At 83.2% G+C, this 769-nt stretch carries 1 pseudogene; it reads left to right on the top strand.

Features of this window, described 5'->3' with window-relative positions:
- Positions 1-769: pseudogene (locus ACFQH9_RS24710) on the top strand (signal recognition particle-docking protein FtsY); the annotation flags it as partial.

The raw sequence follows: 769 nt of genomic DNA, 5'->3' as shown, positions 1-769 counted from the left end.
CGGGGCCGCCGCGTCCGCTGCGTCCGCCGCACCGGCACCGGAGAAGGCCCCCGAGCGGGCGCCCGAGAAGGCTCCGGAGAAGGCACCCGGGCGCGAGACACCCACGGACGGGGCGACCGCGGCACCGACCGCCCCCGACGAGGCCCAGGAGGAGGCACGCGAGACCGCGCCCCCTGCGCGGGAGCGCCCGGCGGGCGACGAGCTCACCGGGACGGCCGACGACGTCCGCACGCCGCCCCGCGGCCTGCCCACCGGCGGCACCGCGACCGAGGCGCGCACCCCGCCGGACGGCATCCCCGCCGTCCGGCCGGCGGAGACCGCCACCCCGCCGGAGGGCATCCCGGCCTCCTCGGCCACCGCCGCCCCCGCGGCACCGGCACCCGAGACCGCTGCCGACACCGCTCCTTCGACCGCGGCACCCGAGGCTCCCGGCACCGCCTCTCCCGAGGCCCCCGCCGCCGGCACCGCCGCTCCCGAGGCCCCCGCCGCCGGCATCCCCACCACCGAGGCGCCGGCCGCCCCGGAGGCCCCGCCGGCCGCCGCTGCGGCCGCGGGAACGGCGGCGTCCGTGGCGCCCACGGCGCCGCCGGCCGAGCGCGTTCCGGAGGCCCCGCCCGTCGAGCGGGCACCCGAGGTTCCGCCCGTCGAGCGGGCACCCGAGGTTCCGCCCGTCGAGCGGGCACCCGAGGTTCCGCCCGTCGAGCGTGTCCCCGGGGCCCCGTCCGTCGAGCCCGCCGCCCCACCGGCGCAGCCCACCGCGCCGCCGTCC

The organism is Pseudonocardia lutea (genome assembly GCF_042658055.1).
GTDB lineage: Bacteria > Actinomycetota > Actinomycetes > Mycobacteriales > Pseudonocardiaceae > Pseudonocardia > Pseudonocardia lutea.
This window is presented reverse-complemented; position numbering and strand designations above follow the sequence as displayed.